Source organism: Streptomyces sp. SCUT-3 (assembly GCF_014083985.1).
GTDB lineage: Bacteria > Actinomycetota > Actinomycetes > Streptomycetales > Streptomycetaceae > Streptomyces_H > Streptomyces_H thermolineatus.
Genome location: NZ_CP046907.1, coordinates 1,568,055 through 1,586,113, shown reverse-complemented (window position 1 = coordinate 1,586,113; position 18,059 = coordinate 1,568,055). Strand labels below are relative to the sequence as shown.

General features: G+C 74.4%; 17 protein-coding genes. 11 read left to right on the top strand and 6 right to left on the bottom strand.

The features are described from left to right. Positions 1 to 30 precede the first annotated feature (30 nt). The gene (locus GQS52_RS06845) at positions 31 to 792 is read right to left on the bottom strand and encodes an anti-sigma factor (protein WP_182312369.1); all 762 of its coding nucleotides are present in this window, start codon (positions 790 to 792) and stop codon (positions 31 to 33) included. Beyond that, entirely contained in the window at positions 789 to 1,376 is a 588-nt protein-coding gene (locus tag GQS52_RS06840; RefSeq protein ID WP_182316264.1) for a sigma-70 family RNA polymerase sigma factor, read from the bottom strand. Before GQS52_RS06840 ends, GQS52_RS06845 begins: the two co-directional genes overlap by 4 nt. A 176-nt stretch (positions 1,377 to 1,552) precedes the next feature. Here GQS52_RS06840 and dxr point away from each other — a divergent pair, with 176 nt between their 5' ends. The 6 genes from dxr to GQS52_RS06810 all read left to right on the top strand — a co-directional run bounded on the left by dxr (position 1,553) and on the right by GQS52_RS06810 (position 8,931). Next, positions 1,553 to 2,830, top strand: coding sequence for a 1-deoxy-D-xylulose-5-phosphate reductoisomerase (gene dxr, locus GQS52_RS06835; protein WP_182312359.1), 1,278 nt, complete (start codon positions 1,553 to 1,555; stop codon positions 2,828 to 2,830). Further along, positions 2,827 to 4,137 (top strand): site-2 protease family protein, encoded by a 1,311-nt coding sequence (locus tag GQS52_RS06830; protein ID WP_182312357.1) that lies wholly within the window; start codon positions 2,827 to 2,829, stop codon positions 4,135 to 4,137. Before dxr ends, GQS52_RS06830 begins: the two co-directional genes overlap by 4 nt. A 170-nt stretch (positions 4,138 to 4,307) precedes the next feature. Next, positions 4,308 to 5,462 carry a flavodoxin-dependent (E)-4-hydroxy-3-methylbut-2-enyl-diphosphate synthase gene (gene ispG, locus GQS52_RS06825; protein WP_182312355.1) on the top strand — a complete coding sequence of 385 codons (1,155 nt, stop codon included), beginning with the start codon at positions 4,308 to 4,310 and terminating at the stop codon, positions 5,460 to 5,462. A 277-nt stretch (positions 5,463 to 5,739) separates the two neighbouring features. Then, a complete protein-coding gene (locus GQS52_RS06820; protein WP_182312353.1) occupies positions 5,740 to 6,585 on the top strand; it encodes a GNAT family N-acetyltransferase in 846 nt (281 codons plus the stop codon). 37 nt (positions 6,586 to 6,622) lie between these two features. Then, the gene (locus GQS52_RS06815; RefSeq protein WP_182312351.1) at positions 6,623 to 7,156 is read left to right on the top strand and encodes a GNAT family N-acetyltransferase; all 534 of its coding nucleotides are present in this window, start codon (positions 6,623 to 6,625) and stop codon (positions 7,154 to 7,156) included. 68 nt (positions 7,157 to 7,224) lie between these two features. Further along, positions 7,225 to 8,931 carry a proline--tRNA ligase gene (locus GQS52_RS06810; protein WP_259370631.1) on the top strand — a complete coding sequence of 569 codons (1,707 nt, stop codon included), beginning with the start codon at positions 7,225 to 7,227 and terminating at the stop codon, positions 8,929 to 8,931. 222 nt (positions 8,932 to 9,153) lie between these two features. Here GQS52_RS06810 and GQS52_RS06805 read toward each other — a convergent pair whose 3' ends face one another. The 4 genes from GQS52_RS06805 to GQS52_RS06790 form a co-directional block, all read right to left on the bottom strand. Then, on the bottom strand, positions 9,154 to 9,621 hold the full coding sequence (locus GQS52_RS06805; RefSeq protein ID WP_182312349.1) for a hypothetical protein: 468 nt from the start codon (positions 9,619 to 9,621) through the stop codon (positions 9,154 to 9,156). 532 nt (positions 9,622 to 10,153) lie between these two features. Then, entirely contained in the window at positions 10,154 to 11,071 is a 918-nt protein-coding gene (locus tag GQS52_RS06800; RefSeq protein ID WP_182312347.1) for an aminoglycoside phosphotransferase family protein, read from the bottom strand. A 125-nt stretch (positions 11,072 to 11,196) separates the two neighbouring features. After that, positions 11,197 to 11,712, bottom strand: a complete 516-nt coding sequence (locus GQS52_RS06795) for a ferritin-like domain-containing protein (RefSeq protein WP_182312345.1) — start codon at positions 11,710 to 11,712, stop codon at positions 11,197 to 11,199. Then, positions 11,709 to 12,293, bottom strand: coding sequence for a hypothetical protein (locus GQS52_RS06790; protein WP_346268228.1), 585 nt, complete (start codon positions 12,291 to 12,293; stop codon positions 11,709 to 11,711). The genes GQS52_RS06795 and GQS52_RS06790 overlap by 4 nt, the downstream gene beginning before the upstream one ends. A 180-nt stretch (positions 12,294 to 12,473) precedes the next feature. Between GQS52_RS06790 and rimP the strand changes: the two genes are divergently transcribed. From rimP to GQS52_RS06765, 5 genes are all read left to right on the top strand, one after another. After that, positions 12,474 to 12,995 carry a ribosome maturation factor RimP gene (gene rimP / locus GQS52_RS06785; protein WP_182312343.1) on the top strand — a complete coding sequence of 174 codons (522 nt, stop codon included), beginning with the start codon at positions 12,474 to 12,476 and terminating at the stop codon, positions 12,993 to 12,995. Positions 12,996 to 13,009: 14 nt separating this feature from the next. Beyond that, positions 13,010 to 14,005 carry a transcription termination factor NusA gene (gene nusA, locus GQS52_RS06780; protein ID WP_182312341.1) on the top strand — a complete coding sequence of 332 codons (996 nt, stop codon included), beginning with the start codon at positions 13,010 to 13,012 and terminating at the stop codon, positions 14,003 to 14,005. Positions 14,006 to 14,092: 87 nt separating this feature from the next. Beyond that, positions 14,093 to 14,392, top strand: a complete 300-nt coding sequence (locus GQS52_RS06775) for a YlxR family protein (protein WP_182312339.1) — start codon at positions 14,093 to 14,095, stop codon at positions 14,390 to 14,392. Between the two features lie 151 nt (positions 14,393 to 14,543). Further along, a complete protein-coding gene (gene infB, locus GQS52_RS06770) occupies positions 14,544 to 17,597 on the top strand; it encodes a translation initiation factor IF-2 (protein ID WP_182312337.1) in 3,054 nt (1,017 codons plus the stop codon). 147 nt (positions 17,598 to 17,744) lie between these two features. After that, complete coding sequence (locus GQS52_RS06765; protein ID WP_182312335.1) at positions 17,745 to 18,041, top strand: DUF503 domain-containing protein; 297 nt, start codon at positions 17,745 to 17,747, stop codon at positions 18,039 to 18,041. Positions 18,042 to 18,059 lie beyond the last annotated feature (18 nt).

The window sequence follows — 18,059 nt, the reverse complement described above, 5'->3', positions numbered from 1 at the left end:
GGGCTGCCGGGGCCGCCGGGGCCGCCGGGCTCAGCCCTTGAAGGGCACCAGCATCACCGGGGCGCCGGAGGGCTCGGCCGACCCGCCGGCGGGCTCCACGGTCACGCCCACCCCGTCCGTGCCGCGCGGGCCCCCGGCCAGCAGCATCGCCCCGCTGCCGCCCTCCGGGGCGTCGACCAGGCCGGCGGACTTCATCGAGCCGTCCTCGTCGTACCACAGCTGGTACACCTGCGAGTCGGGCAGTTCGGGCAGGTCGTGGTAGAGGAACGCCGCCCGGTTCAGCCCTCGCGACGTCACCACCGTGGCCTCCCCGCCGCCGGACACCGGCGCCGTGCGCATCGTCGTGTCGGGCGCGGACATCAGGTCCACCAGCATCGCGGTCTCCTGCCGGACGCTCTCCAGCCGGGCCCGGTCCCGCTCGGCCTCGCGCTGCGCGTTCACCGCCCAGCCCCCCGCGCCGACCGCGATCACCAGGCAGGCCGCGGCCGCCAGGTAGGACAGCCGGCCGCGTCCGCGCCGCCGGCCGCGCAGCGGCACGACGTCCGCCTCCGGGACCAGCGGCGGCAGCTGCCGCACCCCGGCGACGGCGGCCATCACCCGCTCCCGCATCGCGGGCGGCGGGACCAGGGCGACCCCGAGCGCCAGGCGCGCCGCGGTCTCCCGCAGTTCGCGCACCTCCTGCGCGCACACCCCGCACTCCGCCATGTGGCGCTCGAACGCCCCGGCCTCCGCCCCGTCCAGCGCGTCCAGCGCGTACGCGCCGGTCAGCGTGTGCAGGTCCGCCGCCGTCATGCCGCCACCCCCAGGCAGTCGCGCAGGCGGATGAGTCCGTCCCGCAGCCGGGTCTTCACCGTGCCCAGCGCCACGCCGAGCAGGTCCGCCGTCTCCCGGTAGGTGCGGCCGCGGTAGTAGGCGAGCACGACCGACTCGCGCTGCAGCTCGGTGAGCGAGCCCATGCAGCGGCGGACCTGCTCGCGTTCCAGCCGGCGCTCCACCTGCTCGGCCACCTCGTCGAACTCCGGCGTGCGGTCCCGCAGCGCCGCCCGGTGCTCGCGGTCGGCGGACGCCTGCGCGGAGCGCACCCGGTCCACCGCGCGCCGGTGGGCCATGGTCATCACCCAGGCCATGGCGCCGCCCTGCCGAGGGTCGAACCGGGCCGCGGTGCGCCACACCTCCACCAGCACCTCCTGTGCCACCTCCTCCGACTGCGCCGGATCGCGCAGCACCCTGCGCACCAGTCCCAGCACGGGGCCCGCCACGACCGTGTAGAGGCTCTCGAACGCCTCCTGGTCGCCGCGGGCCACCCGCACCAGCATCGTCTCCAGGGCCCCGGGGGCCGGGGCCGCGGGATCCTCGCTGCGGGCCACCGCACGCATGCACACCTCCGACACAGTGATCTCCTCGTCCCTGTTCGTCGCCGGATCCCGGGCGGATTGGTCGAGGAGCGGAACGCGACCGTACAGGTGTGCGCGGGGCCGTCCCGGCGGGCAGGTGCCGCCGGGACGGAGCGGGGGGTGTCGGACCGGCGCCGTGGAGCCGACACAATGGGGGGATGACGGACAGCCTCGCCGACCCGCACCTGACTTACCCGAGCAGTACGGCCGCCCCGAAGGACGGCCCCCGGGACATCGTGATCCTCGGATCCACCGGATCGATCGGCACCCAGGCCGTCGACGTGGTGCTCCGCAACCCCGGCCGTTTCCGGGTCGTGGCCCTGTCCGCCGCGGGCGGGCGCCCGGCCCTGCTGGCCGAGCAGGCGCGCAGCCTGGGCGTGCGCACCGTGGCGGTCGCCGACGAACGCGCCGTCCCCGCGCTGCGGGAGGCGCTCGCCGCGCAGTACGGGGCCGACGCGCCCCCCGAGGTGCTCGCCGGCCCGGACGCCGCCACCGAGCTGGCGTCGCTGCCGTGCCACTCGGTGCTCAACGGCATCACCGGCTCCATCGGCCTGCGCCCGACCCTCGCCGCGCTCGAGGCCGGCCGGGTCCTGGTCCTGGCCAACAAGGAGTCCCTGATCGTCGGCGGCCCGCTGGTGCGGGCCCTCGCCAAGCCGGGCCAGATCGTGCCCGTCGACTCGGAGCACTCCGCGCTGTTCCAGGCGCTGATGGGCGGCACCCGCGCCGAGGTGCGCAAGCTGGTGGTCACCGCCAGCGGCGGGCCGTTCCGCGGGCGCAGCCGCGCCGAGCTGGCCTCGGTCACCCGCGAGCAGGCCCTCGCCCACCCCACCTGGGCCATGGGCCCGGTGATCACGGTCAACAGCGCGACCCTGGTCAACAAGGGCCTGGAGGTGATCGAGGCGCACCTGCTCTACGACATCCCCTTCGAGCGGATCGAGGTGGTGGTGCACCCCCAGTCGGCCGTGCACTCCATGGTGGAGTTCACCGACGGCTCCACCCTCGCCCAGGTCGGCCCGCCGGACATGCGCGGCCCGATCTCGCTGGGGCTCGGCTGGCCCGAACGGGTGCCCGACGCGGCGCCCGCCTGCGACTGGACCAAGGCCGCGACGTGGGAGTTCTTCCCGCTGGACGACGAGGCCTTCCCCGCGGTGGGGCTCGCCCGCCACGTCGGCGGCCTCGGCGGCACGGCGCCGGCCGTCTTCAACGCGGCCAACGAGGAGTGCGTGGACGCGTTCCTCGCCGGGACGCTGCCGTTCCTGGGTATCGTCGACACCGTCGCCGAGGTGGTCGCCGAGCACGGCCGTCCCGCGGGCGGAACCGCCCTCACGGTGGAGGACGTCCTCGAGGCGGAGACGTGGGCCCGGGCCCGGGCCCGGGAGCTGGTGGCCGCGGCGGCGGGCACGGCGGGGGCGAGGACGAGCGGAGCGCGCGCATGACAGCAGTGATGACAGTCCTGGGCATAGTCGTCTTCGTGCTCGGCCTGCTCTTCTCGATCGCCTGGCACGAGCTGGGCCACCTGTCGACGGCCAAGATGTTCGGCATCCGGGTGCCGCAGTACATGGTGGGCTTCGGCCCCACGATCTGGTCGCGCCGCCGCGGCGAGACCGAGTACGGCGTCAAGGCGCTCCCGCTGGGCGGCTACATCCGCATGATCGGGATGTTCCCGCCCGGCGACGACGGCAGGATCGAGGCCCGGTCCACCTCCCCCTGGCGCGGGATGATCGAGGACGCCCGCTCGGCGGCCTTCGAGGAACTGCAGCCCGGCGACGAGAACCGGCTCTTCTACACGCGCAAGCCCTGGAAGCGCGTGGTCGTGATGTTCGCCGGCCCCTTCATGAACCTGGTCCTCGCCGTGGTGGTCTTCCTCGGCGTGCTGATGGGCTTCGGCATCAACACCCAGACCACCACCGTCGGTTCGGTCTCGGACTGCGTGATCTCGCAGGCCGAGGCGCTGAAGAAGGGCGACACCTGCCCGAAGGGCGCCCCGGACTCCCCGGCCAAGGCGGCCGGGCTGCGGCCCGGCGACCGGATCGTGGCGTTCAACGGCCGCCCCGTGCAGGACTGGGCGACGCTGCAGAGCAGCATCCGGGACACGGTCGGCCCGGCCACCATCGGCGTCGTCCGCGACGGCGAGAACCTCGTCCTCAGGGCCGACCTGATAAAGAACCAGGTCGGCAAGGTGGACGGGAGGGGCAACTACGTCGAGGGCGAGTACGTCACGGCCGGCTTCCTGGGCTTCACCCCCGCGTCCGGCATCGTCCAGCAGTCCTTCGGGCAGTCCGTGGACCGCATGGGCGACATGATCAGCTCCGGGGTCGAGTCGCTGATAGCGCTGCCCTCGAAGGTCCCCGACCTGTGGAACGCCGCGTTCAACGGGGCCGAGCGCGAGCCCGACTCGCCGATGGGCGTGGTGGGGGCCGCCAGGGTCGGCGGAGAGGTCTTCACCCTCGACGTCCCCGCCGGGCAGCGGGTCGCGACCATGCTGATGCTGGTGGCGGGCTTCAACCTCTCCCTCTTCCTGTTCAACATGCTGCCCCTGCTCCCCCTGGACGGTGGGCACATCGCGGGAGCCCTGTGGGAGTCGCTGCGCCGCGCGGTGGCGAAGGTTTTCCGCCGTCCGGATCCGGGCCCCTTCGACGTCGCCAAGCTGATGCCGGTCGCCTACGTGGTCGCCGGGGTCTTCGTCTGCTTCACCCTGCTCGTGCTGGTCGCGGACGTGGTGAACCCCGTGACCCTGAGCTAGCGGCCCGCCCGCGGCGGCGGACCGCGGAGGACATTCGGCGCGGGCGGTCCGCCCCGGTCCGCCCGCGCCGGACGGCCGCGTGTGCTCCCGGTGCGGGAAGTGCCGTAGTCTCGAAGGCCGGCAGGCCCGTCCGCCGGGGCCACGATCCACACCATGGGGATGCACACCAGATGACCGCGATTTCGCTCGGGATGCCTTCCGTTCCGACCAAGCTCGCCGAACGCCGCAAGAGCCGCCAGATCCGGGTCGGGTCGGTTTCGGTGGGCGGCGACGCACCGGTGTCGGTGCAGTCGATGACGACGACGGTCACCGCGGACATCGGCGCCACACTGCAGCAGATCGCCGAGCTGACCGCCTCCGGCTGCCAGATCGTGCGCGTGGCCTGCCCCTCGCAGGACGACGCGGACGCGCTGCCGATCATCGCGAAGAAGTCGCAGATCCCGGTCATCGCCGACATCCACTTCCAGCCCAAGTACGTCTTCGCCGCGATCGACGCGGGCTGCGCGGCGGTGCGGGTCAACCCCGGCAACATCCGCCAGTTCGACGACAAGGTCAAGGAGATCGCCAGGGCCGCCTCCGACGCCGGCGTCCCGATCCGCATCGGCGTCAACGCCGGCTCCCTGGACAAGCGTCTGCTGGCCAAGTACGGCAAGGCCACCCCCGAGGCGCTGGTGGAGTCCGCGCTGTGGGAGTGCTCGCTCTTCGAGGAGCACGGCTTCCGCGACATCAAGATCTCGGTCAAGCACAACGACCCGGTCGTGATGGTCAACGCCTACCGCCAGCTCGCCCAGCAGTGCGACTACCCGCTGCACCTGGGCGTCACCGAGGCCGGCCCCGCCTTCCAGGGCACCATCAAGTCCGCAGTGGCCTTCGGGGCGCTGCTGGCCGAGGGCATCGGCGACACCATCCGCGTCTCGCTGTCGGCCCCGCCCGTCGAGGAGATCAAGGTCGGCATCCAGATCCTGGAGGCGCTCAACCTGCGGCAGCGCCGCCTGGAGATCGTCTCCTGCCCGTCCTGCGGCCGCGCCCAGGTGGACGTCTACAAGCTCGCCGACCAGGTCACCGCGGGCCTGGAGGGCATGACCGTGCCGCTGCGGGTGGCCGTCATGGGCTGCGTCGTCAACGGCCCGGGAGAGGCCCGCGAGGCCGACCTCGGCGTCGCCTCCGGCAACGGCAAGGGCCAGATCTTCGTCAAGGGCGAGGTCATCAAGACCGTGCCGGAGTCGAAGATCGTCGAGACGCTGATCGAGGAAGCGCTCAAGATCGCCGAGCAGATGGAGAAGGACGGCGTCGTCTCCGGCGAGCCCGAGGTCGCCGCCTACTGAGCACCGCCGGGCCGCGGCCGGTGCCTGCGGGCACCGGCACCCGGCCCCGGGGCCGGCCCCGGGTCCGGTCCCGTGCCCGAGGACACTGCGGCGCCGCAGCGCGTCCGCCCCCGCCCCCGCCCCGCCCCCGCCCCCGTGCCCGACCCGGCCGCGTGCCGGGGGAGAGGGGTACGGGCATGGCGGCACATCGGAAACGGGGCGGGCTGACGTGCCCGGTCGCGGGGTACAGTGCCGGAAGACTCAGCCGCTTGCGGCCCGCACGGTGAGGCTTCGACACGTGTTGACTACAACCACCACCAGAGTCCTGGAACCCGCGGACCTCGACGACGCCCTCGCGGTCCTGCGCCGCGAACCCGTCGCCAACGCCTTCGTCGCCTCCCGGGTGCGCGTCGCCGGGCTCGACCCGTGGCGCCTGGGCGGTGAGATGTGGGGCTGGTACGCCGGAGGCCGCCTGCAGTCGATGTGCTACGCCGGGGCGAACCTGGTGCCGATCTGCGCCGGCCCCGAGGCCGTCCGCGCCTTCGCCGAACGGGCCCGCAGGGCCGGCCGCCGCTGCTCCTCGATCGTCGGCCCCGCCGGGCCGACGGCGCGGTTGTGGTCGCTGCTCGAGCCCGACTGGGGCCCGGCGCGCGAGGTCCGCGCCAACCAGCCGATGATGGAGACCTCCTCCCTGCCGGCCGACGTCCCCCCCGACCCGCGGGTGCGCAGGGTGCGCAGGGACGAGCTGGACCTGCTGATGCCGGCCTGCGTCGCCATGTTCACCGAGGAGGTCGGCGTGTCCCCGACGGCCGGTGACGGCGGGCTGCTCTACCAGGCCCGGGTGGCCGAACTCGTGACCACGGGGCGGGCGTTCGCCAGGATCGACGACGGCGAGGTGGTCTTCAAGGCGGAGATCGGCGCGGTCACCGAGTACGCCTGCCAGATCCAGGGCGTCTGGGTCGCCCCCGAACACCGCGGCCGGGGCCTGTCCGAGACCGGCATGGCCGCCGTCCTGCACTACGCCCTGCGGGAGGTGGCGCCCGTCGCCAGCCTCTACGTCAACGACTACAACCTGCCCGCCCGCGCCGCCTACCGCAGGGTCGGCCTCACCGAGACCGGCACCTTCATGAGCGTGCTGTTCTGACGCCCCGCACCCCCGTCCTGGGGTAGTGTCCCCGGCCATGGACGACCTGGTGATCGGGCCCATCGACCTCGCCGCACGGGTGGACGAGGCCCTCGCCGTGCAGGCCCTCGCCTTCGGCCTCGACGACGACGAGATCGCCGTGCGCCGCCGGATCGTGCTGGGCCACGCCCGGTGCCCCGGGGCCCGGGCCCTCGGCGTCCAGACCCCCGGCGGCACGCTGGTCGGCTTCGGGTACGGGATGCCGAACGACCGCACCCAGTGGTGGTCCACCGTCGTCGAGCCGTACCTGCGCCGCACCGGGCACGACGACTGGCTCGACGACTCCTTCGCCGTCACCGAACTGCACGTCCTCCCCGCCTACCAGGGGCGGGGCCTCGGCCGCGCCCTGATCACCCGGCTCACCGACGAGAGCGGGCAGCCGCGCAGCCTGCTCTCCGCGATCGACGCCGACACCCCCGCCCGGCACCTGTACCGCTCCCTCGGCTACGCCGACCTGGCCCGGCCCGTGCACTTCCCCGGCGCCCCGCGGCCGTACGCGGTCATGGGCGCCGTGCTGCCCCTGCTGCGGTAACGGTTTCGGCCCGGCGGGGCGGGGCGGATATCCTCCAAGGATTCCGCCTCGTTCCCAGGAGACGCACCATGGTCCTGCGCATGTCCCGACTGCTCCTCAAGACACTGCGCGACGATCCGGCCGACGCAGAGACCGCGAGCCACAAACTGCTCGTACGCGCCGGATACGTCCGCCGCTCCTCCGCCGGAGTGTGGACCTGGCTCCCGCTCGGCAAGCGCGTCCTGGAGAACGTCTCCCGCGTGGTCCGCGAGGAGATGGACGCCATCGGCGGCCAGGAGGTGCTGCTGCCGGCGCTGCTGCCGCGCGAGCCCTACGACGCCACCGGCCGCGCCGACGAGTACGGCGACCTGCTGTTCACGCTCAAGGACCGCAAGGGCACCGACTACGTCCTCGGCCCGACGCACGAGGAGATCTTCACCCAGCTGGTCAAGGACCAGGTCTCGTCCTACAAGGACCTGCCGGTGATCCTCTACCAGATCCAGACCAAGTACCGGGACGAGGCCCGCCCGCGCTCCGGCGTGCTGCGCGGCCGCGAGTTCCAGATGAAGGACTCCTACTCCTTCGACACCACCGACGAGGGGCTCGCCGAGGCGTACCGCCTGCACCGCGAGGCCTACGTCAGGATCTTCGAGCGGCTCGGCTTCGACTACCGCGTCGTCTCCGCCGTCTCCGGCGCCATGGGCGGCTCGCAGTCCGAGGAGTTCCTGGCTCCCGCGGCGGCCGGCGAGGACACCTTCGTGGACTGCCCCGCGTGCGACTACGCGGCCAACACCGAGGCCGTCACCGCCGTCGTCGGGGAGCCGGAGAGCACCGAGCACCCGCCGGCGGAGGAGATCGACACCCCCGACACCCCCACCATCGAGGCCCTCGCCGAGCACCTGGGCGTCCCCGCCTCCGCCACGCTGAAGAACCTCCTGGTCAAGGTGGACGGCGAGATCGTCGCGGTCGGCGTGCCCGGCGACCGCGAGGTGGACATGGGCAAGCTCGCCGAGGCCCTGGCCCCGGCCGAGGTCGAGATGGTGACGGCCGAGGACTTCGCCGACCGCCCCGACCTGGTGCGCGGCTACGTCGGCCCGCAGGGCATGGCGGGCAAGGCCTTCCGCTACCTGGCCGACCCGCGCGTCGCGGCCGGCACCGCCTGGATCACCGGCGCCAACAAGGCCGACACCCACGCCCGCAACGTGGTCTGCGGCCGTGACTTCCGGGTCGACGAGTACCTGGACGTCGCCACCGTCCTGCCCGGCGACCCGTGCCCGAAGTGCGGCGCCGGCCTGCAGATCGACCGCGCCATCGAGATCGGCCACATCTTCCAGCTGGGCCGCAAGTACACCGACGCCTTCGAGCTCGACGTGCTCGGACAGAACGGCAAGCCGGTCCGCGTCACCATGGGCTCCTACGGCATCGGCGTCTCCCGGGCGGTGGCCGCGCTCGCCGAGCAGACCCACGACGACAGCGGCCTGTGCTGGCCGCGGGAGATCGCCCCGGCCGACGTGCACGTGGTCGCCGCGGGGAAGGCCGCCCAGACCGAGTTCGCGCTGGAGCTGTCGGAGAAGCTGCAGGCCGCGGGCGTGCGGGTGCTGGTGGACGACCGGGCCGGGGTCTCCCCGGGCGTGAAGTTCACCGATGCCGAGCTGATCGGAGTGCCGAACATCCTGGTCGCCGGCCGGCGCGTCGGCGAGGGCGTCGTGGAGCTGAAGGACCGCTGCACCGGCGAGCGCGAGGAGCTGACCGCCGAGGAGGCCATCGCCAGGCTTGCCGCCGCCGTGCGCAACTGACGCCCCCTCGCACCCCGGCCCGGTCACGGGCCCGGGCGGTGCGGCGGAGAGGTCGCGGGCCCGCCCCGCGGCACCGTGAGGTGCCGCGGGGCGGGCCCGTCGTGCGGCCCGGGACGGGGCCGTCCCGGGACGCACGCTCGGGACACCCGCTCGGGACGCCTGCCTGCTTCGCCGCCCCATGGGCCGTTCCGCGGGCCGTCACGCGGACCGTTCCGCCCGGGGTCAGGCGCACCACCACAGGAACCGGGAGCAGGTGGGGGAGGGGGCGGGGGAGGACGGCTCCCCGGGGTCCGGGCCCGGCGGCGGTTCCGGGGCGCCGGGGGAGGAGGGGGCCTCCGTTCCCCCCGGGGTGCCCGGCTCCTCCGGCGCGGGGGCGGGGGACTCCTCCTCCGGCGCGGACGGGGACTGCGAAGGGTCCGCGGAGGCGGACGGCGAGGGCTCCTCGCTCTCTCCGGCGGACGCCGACGGGGACGCGGAGGCCGACGGGTCCGCCGAGCCGGAGGAGCCGGGCAGGACGCCCGGCGTGGTGGCCGGGAGCGGGCCGGGGCCCTCCGTCCCGCCGGGGGGCGCGGAGGAGGAGTCCTCGGGGACGGAGTCGTTCACGATCCCGCCGGGCACGGGCAGCTCCGCCGCCTTCCAGCCCACCAGCACGATCACCAGGGCCACGGGGACGGCCGCCAGGACGCGCACCCGGCGCTTCCGGGCACGACGGGAGCGCCGCGCCGCACGGACCCGCCGGGCCCGGCGGCCGGGAAGGGCGGCCTCCGCCGGGCCGTCGGCGGAGGCCGGGCCGGGAAGGGCGGACGGATCGCCGGGGGAGCCGGGAGCGACCGGGTCGGCGGGCCCGTGGAGGTCTGCGGAGCCGTGGGGGTCGGCGGGGCCGAAGTCCTCCCGGAGAGGGGGCGACGACGCCGGGAGTGCCTGGGCCGGTGTACCGCAACCGGCGCAGGAGTAGGCGCCGTTGAGGTGCCGTTGGCACGCTGGGCAGTAATCCATCGCGCCGCAGATTATGTGCCGGGCGCACGATCGGGTGATGTGATCATCGTGGGAGCACTGTGAATCCTTGGTGAAGGGGCGGACCTGAGGGTGTCCGCGGCACCGGTGCCGGCGCCCGGAGCGCCCCGGCACCGGGAGGGAGCCTCCACGGAGGGAGCCTCCACGGAGGGGGCCTCCACGGAGGAGGCCGCCACGGAGTGCCGCCGCGGAGGGCCGACGCCCCGGGTCACAGCCGGCTCGCGAACTCCAGCAGCAGCTCGCCGTCCTCGCGGTCGCCCGCGGCCAGCGACCGCACGCCCGCCTCCACCGAGCGCCACAGCGCCCACCCCCGGAGCCGCTCCGGGGCCACGTCGAGAGAGGCGGCCAGCTTGGTGATCCGGCGGCGGACCTCCGCCCGCGGCCCCGGCGAGGCGGCCAGGGTGTCCAGGCGGTCGCGGGCCAGCCGGGCCAGGTCGTAGGCGCGTTCGCCGGCCAGCGGCTCGGGGCCGATCGCCAGCCACGGGGCCCGGGAGCCCGCGAGGACGTTGCCCTGGTGGAAGTCGCCGTGCAGCAGCACCTCCTCCGCGGGCTCGGACAGGAGCGAGGAGCGGGTCCGCAGCGCCTCGTCGACCAGTCCGCCGACCTCCTCCGCCCACGGCTGCCCCCGCCGCGCGGCCAGCTCCTCCGCCCCCCCGGCGGTGCGGTCGGCCACCGAGGTGAACGGGTGTCCCTCCTCCAGCGGCGTCCACAGCCGCTGCAGTACCCCGGCGGCCTCCAGCAGGGCCTTCGGCTCGGGCAGCGAACGCAGGGTGACGTCGCCCCGGAGCCGTTCCAGCAGCAGGGCGCCCGCGGCCGGGTCGCAGCGCAGCAGGCGGACGGCCCCGCGCCCGTCCCAGTGCTCCAGGGCGCGGTGCTCCAGCGCGGTCTCGGGGGTCACCCTGCAGACCTTGAGGGCGGCCTGCCCGCCGTCGGCGAGCCGCACCAGCACCACCATGCCGGTCCGCCCGCCCGGCGCCTGGACGCGCTCCGGCTCCAGTTCCCACCGCTCCAGGTACTCCTGCACGAGGCCGGGCAGGGACTCCAGCCACGGGAGGCCGGCCCCGCCCTCCCGCGAGACGACGGCGCGCACGAGCCGCTCGGGGGGGTCAAGTCGAACCGGTGCCATCACAGTGCCGTCCCTTCGCGGCGTCCGTCCCGCCGCTTCCGTCCCGCCGCTTCCGTCCGGCCGCGCTCCCCGCCGCTCCTCCCGCCGTTCCCCGCGGCCGGCGCACGGCGGTCCTCGGCCGGGGCCTACAGGGTGTCGGAGGGACCGGCCGCGGCGGAGGGCGACGCGGCCGCGCCCGCCTCCGGGGCCCGTTCGGCCAGTCCGGGGAAGGCTACGCCGACGCCCCGCCAGCGTGCCGAACGGACGGCCGCCTCGCGCAGCGCGGCGGCGGCCTCCCGCCGCCGGCCGCCCTCCGAGGCGCGCACCAGGTCCGCGTACACGGCCGCCACCCGGTTCTCCAGTTCCGCCGCGAGGCGCACCGCGGCCTCCGCGTCGGGCACCGGGAACGGCAGGGAGTACGCGGCGGCCGCGGCGACGGGGCGTCCGCCCAGGTCGCGCACCGTGCGCTCCAGGCCGTCGCGCCGGGCGCGGTGCGCGGTGTGGGCCTCGCGGGCCCGGTCGCGCCCCGCGCCGTCGAGGCGGGCCCCCACGACGCCGTAGCCGTAGACCGCGGCGTGCTCGGCGCCCAGGGCGGCCTGGAGGGCGTCCAGCGCCGCGTCGGAGGCGGGGGACCCGGCGGGGGAGAGGAGGAGGGCGGTCACGCTGTCAGCTCCGGCAGGAGGGTCGCGTGCGCGGCGCAGGCCGCCGCGACGGAGGCGAGCAGTCGGGCGAGGTCGCCGGGGGCCTCGGTCAGGTCGGCCAGGAACGCGTCCGACTGCCGGGAGGCGGCGGAGGCGAGGGCGCGCAGCGCCTCGCCGCGGTCCCCGGGAACGGCGGCGGCCGGCCCCGGCTCCGCGGACGCCCCGGCGGGTGCGGAGGCCCCGGCGGGCGCGGACGGATCCTGCGGGGCGGGGGCGGAGCCCGCGGAAAGGGCCGGCGGAGGGGCCGCGGGCACGCCCCCGAACGCCTCGACGTGCTGGGCGGTCTGCGCGCGCAGCGGGGCCAGCCCCGCGGCCAGTGCGGGATGGGCCCGGCCGGTGGCGTCGTAGCGCTCGAGCAGCGCGGCGGCCCCGTCCGCCGCGCGCCGCCGCATCGCCGCCGCGGCGGAACGCTCCGCCGTCCCCGCGCCGTCCCCGGCGCAGCCGCCGAGCAGGACCGCCGCCGTTGCGGTGCCGACCGCCGCGGCCAGCACGGACCTTCTGCCCGGACCGGGGTCGGCCCGGTGCTCCACCACGATCGGCACGTTCCTCGCCCTCGCCGTTCCCGCAGCCGCGCGGCGCCCTGGCCCGCGGAGGTGATCACCGTCAGGCGAGCGTACCCGCCCGGATGCGCGGAATCGTCACTACGCGCTGCGACCGGATACCCTGAGCCCGAGCACGATCGACCTTCCGACAACAGCAGACGCGGCCGAGGAGTCACCCGGATGAGCACCCCCCAGAGCGACAGGCTGCGAAAGCTGCTGGAACCGATCGTCGCTCCGGCCGGAATGGACCTGGAGGACGTCAAGGTCACCGCCGCCGGCAGCCGGCGGCAGTTGCTCGTCGTGGTCGACGCCGACGAGGGCGTGTCCCTGGACGCGATCGCGGAAGTCACCCGGGCGGTCTCCCAGGCTCTCGACGCCTCCGACGCCATGGGCGGGGCCCCGTACAACCTCGAGGTCAGCTCCCCGGGGGTGGACCGCCCGCTCACCGAACCGCGCCACTACCGCCGCAACACCGGCCGCCTGGTCAAGGTGCAGCTGGCGGGCGGCGGCGAGCTGGTCGCGCGGATCACCGCCGTCGACGAGGAGGGACTCGACCTCGAGGTCCCGGGTGTGAAGGGGCGCAGGCCCACCGCGCGCCGCCTGGCGTTCGCCGAGATCGCCAAGGCGCGGGTGGAGATCGAGTTCAACCCCAAGGGCGGCGCGGCCGAGGACGACACCGCCGCCGACACTGACGAGAGCTAGGAGGAGGCGCAGCCGTGGACATCGACATGAGTGCCCTGCGGGGACTGGTTCGTGAGAAGGAGATCTCGTTCGACCTGCTGGTCGAGGCGATCGAATCGGCCCTCCTCATCGCGTACCACCGCACCGACGGAAGCCGTCACCGCGCCAGGGTGGAGCTGGACCGCAAGACCGGCCACGTCACCGTGTGGGCGCTCGAGACGCCCGAGGAGGCCGGGGTCGGGGAGGACGGCACGCCCAACGAGCCGAAGGAGTTCGACGACACCCCCTCCGGGTTCGGCCGGATCGCGGCCACCACCGCCAAGCAGGTCATCCTGCAGCGGCTGCGGGACGCCGAGGAGGAGGTCACCTTCGGCGAGTACGCCGGCCGCGAGGGCGACATCGTCACCGGCGTGGTGCAGCAGGGCAAGGACCCCCGCAACGTCCTGGTGGACATCGGGAAGATCGAGGCCATCCTGCCGCCGCAGGAGCAGGTGCCGGGGGAGAGCTACACGCACGGCACCCGGCTGCGCTGCTACGTGGTGCGGGTGACCAAGGGCGTGCGCGGAGCCTCCGTCACCCTCTCGCGCACCCACCCCAACCTGGTGAAGAAGCTCTTCGCCCTGGAGGTGCCGGAGATCGCGGACGGCTCGGTGGAGATCGCGGCGATCGCCCGCGAGGCCGGCCACCGCACCAAGATCGCTGTGCGGTCCACCCGTTCGGGGCTGAACCCCAAGGGCGCGTGCATCGGCCCGATGGGCGGCCGGGTCCGCAACGTGATGGCGGAGCTGCACGGGGAGAAGATCGACATCGTCGACTGGTCGGACGACCCGGCGGAGATGGTCGCCAACGCGCTGTCCCCCGCCCGGGTGAGCAAGGTCGAGGTCGTGGACGCCTCCGCCCGGTCGGCCCGGGTCGTCGTCCCCGACTACCAGCTCTCCCTCGCCATCGGCAAGGAGGGGCAGAACGCCCGGCTGGCCGCGCGGCTCACCGGATGGCGGATCGACATCCGCCCCGACACGGAACAAGGCTGAGCCTGCCGTGGTTGCACATTCCGTGAGCCGCAGCGGCGGCCGCGGACCCGAGGGCGCGCCGACGGCGCGGGGAGGTAGACTAGTCCAGTGTCTGGCCGGACGCGTGCGCGAGCGTGCCCTGAGCGAACGTGCGTGGGTTGCCGCAAGCGTGCGGCCAAGGACGATCTGCTGCGTGTGGTGATGGTCGGGGGAGTTCTCACCCCCGATCCTCGCGGTACGCTGCCCGGTCGGGGTGCTTATCTGCACCCCGGCACGGCATGCCTCGACCTGGCGGTCCGCCGCCGGGCCTTCCCCCGGGCCTTCAGGGACCGGGGCCCGCTCGACGCGGTGCACGTCAGCCGTTTCGTCGAGGAGGCGGGGCAGTCCGCCGCAGCCGCGGCACAGTAAGGAGAACGGCGGGCAGGCATCCCGCCGTCAGGTACCTCGCGAGTCGGAAGTAGGTCGAGATTGCGATGAGCACTCGATGAGTACGCGATGAGTACGCCCATGAAGTAGCGACGGTCCGGCGGACGACCACCCCGGACCTAGAAGGAGCGAAGTGGCTAAGGTCCGGGTATACGAGCTCGCCAAGGAGCTCGGCGTGGAGAGCAAGGCCGTCATGGCCAAGCTCCAGGAACTCGGTGAGTTCGTCCGTTCGGCGTCCTCGACCATCGAGGCGCCCGTTGTTCGCAAGCTGACAGACGCCTTCGGGAACGGCGGCTCCGGCCGTCCGTCCGCGAAGCCCGGCGCCCCGCGCAAGCAGGCGCCCGCCAAGCCGTCCGCCCCGGCCCCGTCCGGGCAGGCGGCCCGTCCTGCTGCCCCCAGGCCCGGTGGTGCCCCCGCCCCCGGCCCGCGTCCGGCAGCATCCTCCGGCGGCCCCGCCGCGCCCGCCCCGGGCCCGCGCCCGGCGCCGCGCCCGGGCCCCAAGCCGGCCCCGGCCAAGCCCGCGCCGGCCGCGGCGGAGTTCTCCTCCCCCGCGTCCCCCGCGCAGCCGGCGGCGCCCGAGCAGCAGCAGCCGGCCGCCCCGGCGCAGCAGCAGGGCCCGCGTCCGGGTGCCACTCCCGGCCCCCGTCCGCAGCGCTCCGGCGGCGACCGCCCGCAGGGCGGCCGTGACGGAGGCCGCGGTGGCGCGCCCCGTCCGGGCCAGGGTGCACCCCGTCCCGGCGGCGCCCGTCCCAGCGGACCCCGCCCGGGCAACAACCCCTTCACCTCCGGCAGCACCGGCATGCCCAAGCCCGGCGCCCCGCGCCCGGCGGCTCCCGGCCCGCGTCCCGGTGGTCCCGGCGGCCCCGGTGCGGGCGGTCCCCGTCCGCAGGGTCCCGGCGCCGGCGGTGCCCGTCCCACTCCGGGCGGCATGCCCCGTCCGCAGGGCGGTCCCCGTCCCGGCGGCGGCCCCGGCGGCCCCCGTCCGAACCCCGGCATGATGCCGCAGCGCCCGGCCGCGGGCCCCCGCCCCGGCGGTGGCCCCGGTGCCCGTCCCGGTGGCGGCGCGGGTCGTCCCGGCGGTGCCGGCCGTCCCGGCGGCGGCGGCTTCGCCGGCCGTCCCGGTGGCGGCGGCGGTGCCGGTCGTCCCGGTGGCGGCGGCGGTTTCGCCGGTCGTCCCGGTGGCGGTGGCGGCGGTGGCGGTTTCGCCGGCCGTCCCGGCTTCGGCGGCCGTCCCGGCGGCCCCGGCGGCCGCGGCGGAACGCAGGGTGCCTTCGGCCGCGGTCCGGGCGGACGCCCGTCGCGCGGTCGCAAGTCGAAGCGTCAGAGGCGTCAGGAGTACGAGGCCCAGCAGGCCCCGTCCGTGGGCGGCATCATGCTCCCGAGGGGCAACGGGCAGGTCGTGCGCCTGTCCCGCGGTGCCTCGCTGAGCGACTTCGCGGAGAAGATCAACGCCAACCCGGCGTCCCTCGTCCAGGTGATGTTCAACCTGGGTGAGATGGTCACCGCGACCCAGTCCGTCTCCGACGACACGCTGCAGCTGCTCGCCGACGAGATGAACTACTCCCTCCAGATCGTCAGCCCGGAGGAGGAGGACCGAGAGCTCCTCGAGTCCTTCGACATCGAGTTCGGCGAGGACGAGGGCGGCGAGGAAGCGCTCGTGGCGCGTCCGCCGGTGGTCACCGTCATGGGTCACGTCGACCACGGAAAGACCCGCCTGCTGGACGCGATCCGCAAGACCAACGTGGTCGCGGGCGAGGCCGGCGGCATCACCCAGCACATCGGTGCGTACCAGGTGGCCACCGAGGTCAACGGTGAAGAGCGCGCCATCACCTTCATCGACACCCCCGGTCACGAGGCGTTCACCGCCATGCGTGCCCGCGGTGCCAAGTCCACCGACATCGCGATCCTCGTGGTGGCGGCGAACGACGGCGTCATGCCGCAGACGGTCGAGGCGCTCAACCACGCCAAGGCGGCCGACGTGCCGATCGTCGTCGCGGTCAACAAGATCGACGTCGAGGGCGCGGACCCGACGAAGGTGCGCGGCCAGCTCACCGAGTACGGGCTGGTGGCCGAGGAGTACGGCGGCGACACCATGTTCGTCGACATCTCCGCCAAGCAGGGTCTGAACATCGACAGCCTGCTGGAGGCCGTGGTCCTGACCGCGGACGCCTCCCTGGACCTGCGGGCCAACCCCGACCAGGACGCCCAGGGCATCGCGATCGAGGCGCACCTCGACCGCGGCCGCGGCGCCGTGGCCACCGTGCTCGTGCAGCGCGGAACCCTGCGGGTCGGCGACACCATGGTGGTCGGCGACGCCTACGGCCGCGTCCGGGCGATGCTCGACGACAACGGCAACGCGCTGGAGGAGGCCGGCCCGGCGACCCCGGTCCTGGTGCTCGGCCTGACCAACGTGCCCGGCGCCGGCGACAACTTCCTGGTCGTCGACGAGGACCGGACCGCGCGGCAGATCGCGGAGAAGCGCGCGGCGCGCGAGCGCAACGCGGCCTTCGCCAAGAACCGCCGCCGGGTCTCCCTCGAGGACCTCGACAAGGTCCTCAAGGCCGGCGAGGTGCAGCAGCTCAACCTCATCATCAAGGGCGACGCGTCCGGTTCGGTCGAGGCCCTGGAGTCCTCGCTGCTCCAGCTCGACGTCGGCGAGGAGGTCGACCTGCGGATCCTGCACCGCGGTGTGGGTGCGGTCACCGAGACGGACGTCGACCTGGCGACCGGCTCCGACGCCATCATCATCGGCTTCAACGTGCGCGCCGAGGGACGTGCCACGTCGATGGCCGAGCGCGAGGGCGTGGACATCCGCTACTACTCGGTCATCTACCAGGTGATCGAGGAGATCGAGGCGGCCCTCAAGGGCATGCTCAAGCCGGAGTACGAGGAGGTCGAGCTCGGCACCGCGGAGATCCGCGAGGTCTTCCGCTCGTCCAAGCTGGGCAACATCGCCGGTGTCCTCATCCGCTCCGGAGAGGTCAAGCGCAACACCAAGGCCCGCCTGGTCCGCGACGGCAAGATCGTCGCGGAGAACCTCACGATCGAGGGACTGCGTCGCTTCAAGGACGACGTCACCGAGATCCGCGAGGGCTTCGAGGGCGGTATCAACCTCGGCAACTTCAACGACATCAAGGTCGGCGACGTCATCGCCACCTACGAGATGCGGGAGAAGCCGCGGGGCTGATCGGCCGTGCGGTCCGGGGCCGGTCGGCGGGAAGGAATTCCCGTCGATCGGCCCCGGCCGTTGCGTGTACCGTTCACACCGAGAGGCGCCTCCGGTACCGGGGGCGTTCCGACGAGGCCTTCCAGGTCGGCTCAAGACCTGCTGCACATGTATGTGGGGACGCTGTCCTTCGATCTGCTCCTCGGCGACGTACGGTCGTTGAAGGAGAAACGCTCCGTCGTCCGGCCCATCGTCGCCGAACTGCACCGCAGGTACGCGGTGAGCGTGGCGGAGGTGGGGGACCAGGACCTGTACCGCCGGGCCGAGATCGGCCTCGCGGCCGTCTCCGGCGACGCGGGCCACCTGACCGACGTGCTCGACCGGTGCGAACGCTGGGTCGCGGCGCGGCCCGAGGTGGAACTGCTGTCGGTACGGCGCCGGTTCCACGGCGGCGACGACGACTGACGGACGGACTGACGGGCG